Here is a 7002-nt window from a genome sequence, read left to right as displayed (position 1 = left end):
CCGGATGGGACGGCACCTATAACGGCAGCCCGCTGCCATCGAGCGACTACTGGTTCCGCGTGGAGTACACCGAGGACGGCAGCGCAAAGGAATTCAAAGGACATTTTACCCTAAAACGATAAATAGATAAATAAATAATAAAACCAAAGCCCCGCATTGTGTGCGGGGCTTTTTAATTTGGAACAATTGTCCAAATATTAATTGTTTGATCAATTCTTCTTAAAAGCTTTTATGACGTGCTTTTTCAAAAAAAATTTGTTCAGAAATGGATTTAATGTTTATTGTTTCGGAAGGAATTTAAGCACTAAAAGAATGGATTAAAAATTAAAGCCAAGGGACATGATGAAATTACTGTATATGGTAGTTATATTGGCGATATCGGTCAAACCAACGGAATATAATTGCTGGTTGCGTTCTTGTTCTGATCTAGAATAAGCGACATCAAAGGTATAACGTCCAAAATTATAACCCGCACCTAAAGAGAATCCTGTAAGATCTCCAACTATTTTAGTGTTTTGATAAGGGCTTTCTTCATAATGAAAGCCTCCTCTTAGGCTTAATTGATTAATTCTGTATTCAGCGCCAGCTTTGAAGATTGAAGTGCCCTGTAATGTATTGTTAATTGTATTGTTTAAATCGTTGAAGGAGGCACTGTACGAGTTATTTATTCGGCTAAATTCGATGGAAGAATAGTCTTTATAGGAATAGTCAAAACTAATCAGTCCGCTTTGGCCAAATATGTAGGCTGCACTGGCGGTAACCTTTGCGGGTGTACGAATGGTGTAATCTTCGTAAACATTTATGATGTTGGGATTTACAAATTCATTTATAGTTTGGCCATCAAAAACACGGCGGCTTTCGAGATATTGGCTTGTTTCTTCAGAAATTTGATACCAAGTAGGAGAGTCTAAGCTAAGCCCGAGGCGGAAATTATTTGCAATCTTCGCAATAGCTCCAATTTGAGCAGAGATTCCGGCGCCATTCACTGAGAGATTATTTTCAAAACCTACTCTATTCACGATAGAGCCGGGGTTGCTGTTGCTTTCTAGTAGAAATGAGCTTTGATCGAAATTTATGGTATGTGTGTTTATGTTAATTCCTAAGAAATAATTATCGGTAATCTGGGTGGCAAGATTTATTGAAAATTTACTGTTGTATCCTTGCGAAAGGTATGCGTACTCCTGATTAAAACTTCCATTGGCAATATTTGAAATATATGTGGTGTTTGAGGGGTTGTTTGGGTCAACAGGATCAAAAATAAAACCCTGATAGCCTAAAAATGCATTTTGGGCAATGTTTCCTTCCGATTCTCCTAAATATTTATATAAGTCTGAAATTGATTCGCCAGACTGTAACTGCAAAAGATTCAAAGGTATTCCCTGTGCTTGTTCCAAAAAGAAATTCCCGATGGAATTATTTCCGGTTCCTGCAATGTATAGTTCATTGTCAAAACTTTTGGTGGTATCAAAATTCAAACCAATCGTGAATTTTTTAAAAGCGGATGCTTCGTTTGAATTATTTATAACGAAGACACCACCCAACTGATTTAGTGTAATGTTGTCTGAAAAACTTTTTTCACTATTGTTGAAATAATTTGCTTTGTTTTCCACATCAAATAAAGAGGCGGAAAGCATGAGGCTTGAATTTAGGAAAACGGCACCTCCCGCTGGATTGACACTTACTGCTGAAAAATCGCCGCCTAAAGCACCCATGGCTCCGTTTAGAGCTGTGAAACGCGCGGTTCCAATGTTTTGTTCGGTACTATATCGCAGGCCATCTGTAGTGTTTTGGGCAATTGTAAATGTCAGCGAAAAAAGGGCCATAAATAGAAATGCTATCTTTTTCATCTAATTTTTTTTAATAAAATGATTACAATAAAAATGCCCAAAGTATCATTTCGATTTATTCAGAAATGGTCAATGGGCATTTCATATTTAATTACTTTAAAAGTATCGGTAAAATAATTTTAACCTCGTCCACCACGACCGCCGCCACTGCTTCTAGAACTTCCGCTACTGGAACGGCCACTGTTGCCTGAACTCCTGATGGAACCAGAACTGCTGCTACGTGTGGGTGCAGAATAATTACTGCTCCGTGTACTTCGAGTTGTATTGTTGCTTCTTGTTGGCGGGGAGTAACTGCCGCTTCGTGTGGTGTTGGAGCGTGTGTTTCTTATCACCCGGTTTGTATTCGATCTATTCGTGCGAACATTATCAGTTCGGATTGAGCGTGTTGTGTTTGCACGAACGCCGTTTCTGTTTATGCGGCGAGCACTTTCCGAACGGCTATACGATGAGTTCCTGGTTGAAACGTTTGATCTTCCACGAGCCTCAGCTCTGTTATAATCTGTGTTTCGTCTTCCTCGATTGTAGGATACATTATTGTAATAAGAGTAGTTATAATAGGGATTGTAATATCCATATCCATAATATGGGTAACCATATCCAAAGCCGTAACCATATCCGTAGTATGGGTAGCCCCAACCGTAACTTATGCCCCAATAAGGTGTGTAGTAGCTATAATAAGGATAGCCCCAACCCCAATAGCCGCCATACCAATAGGGTCTGTGGTAGAAACCAAATCCATAACCGCCATAGTTGTAGATATTTACGGTAATATCCTCTGCGTTGCTGCCCCAAGGGCCATAACCTTCTTCGTTATAATTTTCTTCAATGATTATGTTTCCATCTTCATCTAACCTTTCAGTTGTTGAATAGGCGTCAATGTCAGTAAAAATTGCCCCTTCCTCAGGAAGATCGGAATAGGCGTTAGCTTTTGATTCAAAATATTGTTTGTAATAATTTGCCTTTTCGTATGAATTATCATTGTTGTTGACTTCCTCACCTGTATCATTGCCGGAGGCGTAGATGCCATCGTTTTGATTATAACCTTTGTTATATGTTCCACAGGATGTAAGCAAAAGGGCAAAAAGACCCATAAATGCTATAGGGATGAAACGTTTTATATTAAATTTTTTAGTGGACATATCTGTGGTAATTTTATTGTTGAACTTCATAAAAATAAGTAGTTTTGCGGACAATAACTAATCATTTAACATAGACACAACATTTGTGCCAAAAACCGGGCTATGGCGAAGAATTTAACGACACGGGAGGAAGATTACTCCAAATGGTATAACGAACTGGTTATCAAAGCAGACTTAGCCGAAAATTCTGGCGTTCGTGGCTGTATGGTCATTAAGCCTTATGGATATGCTATTTGGGAGCGCATGCAGGCTGAATTGGACAGAATGTTCAAGGAAACCGGGCACCAAAATGCTTATTTCCCGCTTTTTATTCCGAAATCTTACTTTAGTAAAGAAGCAAGTCACGTTGATGGTTTTGCGAAGGAATGTGCCGTTGTGACGCATTATAGGTTAAAAAATGCCGAGGATGGCAGCGGGATTATTGTAGATCCGGATGCAAAACTGGAAGAGGAGCTGATCGTTCGCCCAACTTCCGAAACCATTATTTGGGATACTTATAGAAAATGGATCCAATCTTATCGCGATCTGCCGCTGTTGATAAACCAATGGGCAAATGTGGTGCGCTGGGAAATGCGCACGCGCTTGTTTTTGCGCACTGCGGAATTTTTATGGCAAGAAGGCCACACGGCCCACGCCACGAAAGACGAAGCAATAGCCGAGGCGGAACAAATGATGAACGTGTATGCGGATTTTGCTGAAAATTATATGGCCATTCCGGTAATTAAGGGAACAAAAACTGCCAGCGAACGTTTTGCCGGTGCTTTGGAAACCTATTGTATCGAGGCTTTAATGCAGGATGGAAAGGCGCTTCAAGCAGGAACATCGCATTTTTTGGGGCAGAATTTTGCAAAGGCGTTTGATGTTAAATTTACTTCAAAAGAAGGGGTGCTCGATTACGTTTGGGCAACTTCTTGGGGGGTTTCCACACGTTTGATGGGCGCCTTGGTAATGACGCACAGCGATGACAACGGCTTGGTTCTCCCGCCCAATTTGGCGCCAGATCAAGTGGTGATTGTTCCCATTTATAGAAAAGAGGAAGAGTTTGAAGCCGTAAATAAAGTTGCCTTGGATTTAATGAAGAGGCTTCGTTCCAAAGGAATCCGAGTGAAGTATGACAACCGCGATACCCAAAAGCCAGGCTGGAAGTTCAATGAATATGAATTGAAAGGCGTCCCGGTGCGTATAGCTATCGGCCCCAAAGATGTTGAAAAAGGGACCGTGGAATTGGCACGGAGGGATACGCTTCAAAAAGAATTCATTGGCAATGAAAATGTAGTTGAAAAAGTAGTTTCGTTGATGGACGAAATTCAGGAGAACCTTTATAGGAAAGCAGTTTCGCACCGAACTGAAAATACTACGGAAGTTGCTTCATATGAGGAATTTAAGAAAGTTTTGGATGATAAAGGCGGCTTTATTTTGGCCCATTGGGACGGAACGGCGGCAACCGAGGAAAAAATTAAAAATGAAACAAAAGCTACCATAAGATGTATTCCTTTAGATGGAAATAACGAGGCGGGAATCTGTATGGTTACTGGAAATCCTTCGGCCGGAAAAGTGCTATTTGCAAGGGCGTATTAATTTTTTTTGAAAAAAGTAATTTAGGATTTGCGCCATTCAAAAATAGTTGTATTTTTGCATCCGCATTTAAAAACAAAAAATGGTCCGTTCGTCTAGGGGTTAGGACGCCAGGTTTTCATCCTGGTAACAGGGGTTCGATTCCCCTACGGACTACAAAAACAAGCATTTAATAAAAACAAAATGGCAAATCACAAGTCAGCATTAAAGAGAATAAGAAGCAACGAGGCAAAGCGCTTGCGTAACCGTTACCAGCACAAAACTGCCCGTAACGCCATGAAGAAGTTCCAAGAACTTACTGACAAGAAAGAGGCTGAAACTATGTTTCCGACTGTTGTTTCTATGATAGACAAATTAGCGAAGAAAAACATTATTCACTCGAATAAGGCTTCCAATTTAAAATCGAACATGGCCAAGCACGTAGCCGCGCTATAATTCCTTTTAAGAAAAGTATTTAAAACCCTTTCAGGCAACTGAGAGGGTTTCTTTATTTAAGGATCTTGAAAGACTCAAATGATTTTTTAAGACTGTCCCAGGCAAAATGCGCACCTTCAATTTGTGGAGACCATTGTGCGGAGCAGAAGTAGATGTAATCATCGTTTTTCAAAAGCCTGTAAAGCCTGTAAATACTAAAATTTTTGCAGGGTTGCCCATCAACCATCACATTTTTCAATTTATTGGTAGTAGTCCATAAAATGGAATTTTCTTCGGTATTGAGGGAATCTATGGGTTCTTTGTTGAACATTCCAAAATTTAAGAACAAGTTTGGCAGGCTATTGTTCATGAGCGGAATATCCATATCGTTTTTATCCATTACGATTATTTTGAAATCTACGGCAAAGCCAATTTTTGATATACTATCGGTTTGGTTCAGTTTTATACGTGCCTCCTTTATCTCTTCTTCCTTTACTTCCGTACCTTCTTTTTTGAACTTTTCAACCATATTTTCCAAATAATCCTCTATGGCCTCTGTAGAAGTGTTTTCGTCCATTTCTATAATTTCTGTCTCACCGAACACGACATTGACTATTTTGGCATTGAAAAAAAGCTTCCCGTACGGTGAGTTTGCCGTAATCAATTCTTCTAATTTATCATCTGACAACATTGAAAAATAGGTGCTACGGACAAAGTCGGCATATTTTATAAACTTTGGGTCTTGCCATCCATCACCTACTGGTTTTTTAAAGGAAAACTGCAGCATATTGTCAGTAAATGTATTTGCGCCTTTTTCCAGTTCTCTGGTTTTACTTTTTTCGGGATCAACGGATATTTCCATGGTATCTACCTTAACTGTTTGCTGCACTTTTTGAAGTTCTGTGGTAGCCTTTATTTTTTCGATATCAGATTTTCGGTGCTGCAACCTATCCACGAATAGTGCGGCCAAAACTGCCAATGCCAAAAGGAGCATCAAAATAGGATAGAGTGTAAAAATGGGTTCCGAAGCGGGAGTGAGGGTCATAGCGAGCAATAAGATGGCTTCCATAACCAATACTATTAACGCTACGAGTTTAATCCAATTGCTAACGGAGTCTAAGATGGTCGATCTTTTTTCCTTTTCCTGAGTAGTGTTTTCCTGCCCCATAACTTGAAAACTTTATTTGGTTAAAATTAGTTCTCATAAAGATATGAATTATTCGCAGGAAATTTATCTTTTTAAGGTATTAACTCCTGATAATCACCGCCATGCCTTGCAATATCGCGAACAATTGATGAGGAAATATGCGAATATTCCGGACTGCTGATAAGGAACACGCTATCTACGCCGTTTACCTTTGCATTGGCTTGGGCAATGGGTTGTTCATAAGCAAAGTCGATGCTGTTGCGAAGGCCGCGAACGATAAATTGTGCATTTTCCCCTTTACAGAAATTGGCCGTAAGCCCCGAGTAGCTCTTAACTGTTATTCCCGGTTCGTTTTCAAAAGCTTTCTCAATAAATTGGATTCTTTCCTCTAATGAAAACATCGTCTTTTTGTCGGCGTTTATTCCAATGCCAATAATTATTTCATCAAAAAGCGGCAGCGCACGTTTTACAATATCTACGTGCCCAAGGGTTATGGGGTCAAAAGTTCCGGGAAAAACTGCGCGTCTCATTATTTTAATTTATTGGGTTACTAAGTTAATGAGTTCTTGTTAGAACTTTCTTTTTTTCAGAAAAATTTCGAGATCAAAATTGCCAGGGCAGCGATTACAGTGGCCAAAACCACCCCCCGGGCGCGGTAAAATTGGTTCTTTTTTAAAAGAATAAAAAATACGATCAGGTTTAAAATGGCGCCCAAGGCAATCAAACTTCCCAGAAAATCATTTTCCAGCGCTGCCTGTAATGTTGATTCCAAGCTAAGTTTTGAAAAAAAGAATATATACAAATAGGTGCCGGCCATATTTGCTGCCAGACCTATCAACAAACCAATCAATATTTCCTTTACGTGCGGTTTCATCCGTTA

Annotated in this window: 8 protein-coding genes and 1 tRNA gene; 4 read left to right on the top strand and 5 right to left on the bottom strand. The window is 39.7% G+C overall.

The window, feature by feature from the left end; genetic code table 11:
* On the top strand, positions 1-122 hold a 122-nt coding region (locus POV26_RS15355), incomplete at its 5' end, for a T9SS type B sorting domain-containing protein (protein ID WP_419180008.1).
* A 195-nt stretch (positions 123-317) separates the two neighbouring features.
* Here the strand turns inward: POV26_RS15355 and POV26_RS07370 are convergent.
* Together POV26_RS07370 and POV26_RS07365 are read right to left on the bottom strand one after the other, a co-directional pair.
* Positions 318-1847, bottom strand: a complete 1530-nt coding sequence (locus tag POV26_RS07370; RefSeq protein WP_272855821.1) for an OmpP1/FadL family transporter — start codon at positions 1845-1847, stop codon at positions 318-320.
* 119 nt (positions 1848-1966) lie between these two features.
* A complete protein-coding gene (locus POV26_RS07365; protein ID WP_272855820.1) occupies positions 1967-3016 on the bottom strand; it encodes a hypothetical protein in 1050 nt (349 codons plus the stop codon).
* A 72-nt stretch (positions 3017-3088) separates the two neighbouring features.
* Here POV26_RS07365 and proS point away from each other — a divergent pair, with 72 nt between their 5' ends.
* The 3 genes from proS (at position 3089) to rpsT (ending at position 4996) form a co-directional block, all read left to right on the top strand.
* Entirely contained in the window at positions 3089-4564 is a 1476-nt protein-coding gene (gene proS, locus POV26_RS07360; RefSeq protein WP_272855819.1) for a proline--tRNA ligase, read from the top strand.
* An 81-nt stretch (positions 4565-4645) separates the two neighbouring features.
* Positions 4646-4717, top strand: a tRNA-Glu gene (locus tag POV26_RS07355).
* Positions 4718-4744: 27 nt separating this feature from the next.
* Entirely contained in the window at positions 4745-4996 is a 252-nt protein-coding gene (gene rpsT / locus POV26_RS07350) for a 30S ribosomal protein S20 (protein ID WP_272855818.1), read from the top strand.
* 52 nt (positions 4997-5048) lie between these two features.
* Here the strand turns inward: rpsT and POV26_RS07345 are convergent, their stop codons facing one another.
* The 3 genes from POV26_RS07345 to POV26_RS07335 all read right to left on the bottom strand — a co-directional run bounded on the left by POV26_RS07345 (position 5049) and on the right by POV26_RS07335 (position 6996).
* On the bottom strand, positions 5049-6143 hold the full coding sequence (locus POV26_RS07345; protein ID WP_272855817.1) for a hypothetical protein: 1095 nt from the start codon (positions 6141-6143) through the stop codon (positions 5049-5051).
* Between the two features lie 71 nt (positions 6144-6214).
* Entirely contained in the window at positions 6215-6652 is a 438-nt protein-coding gene (coaD, locus tag POV26_RS07340) for a pantetheine-phosphate adenylyltransferase (RefSeq protein WP_272855816.1), read from the bottom strand.
* A 56-nt stretch (positions 6653-6708) separates the two neighbouring features.
* Positions 6709-6996, bottom strand: a complete 288-nt coding sequence (locus tag POV26_RS07335; protein ID WP_272855815.1) for a hypothetical protein — start codon at positions 6994-6996, stop codon at positions 6709-6711.
* Positions 6997-7002: the final 6 nt, after the last annotated feature.

This window comes from Aequorivita todarodis, from assembly GCF_028561335.1.
GTDB lineage: Bacteria > Bacteroidota > Bacteroidia > Flavobacteriales > Flavobacteriaceae > Aequorivita > Aequorivita todarodis.
This window is presented reverse-complemented; position numbering and strand designations above follow the sequence as displayed.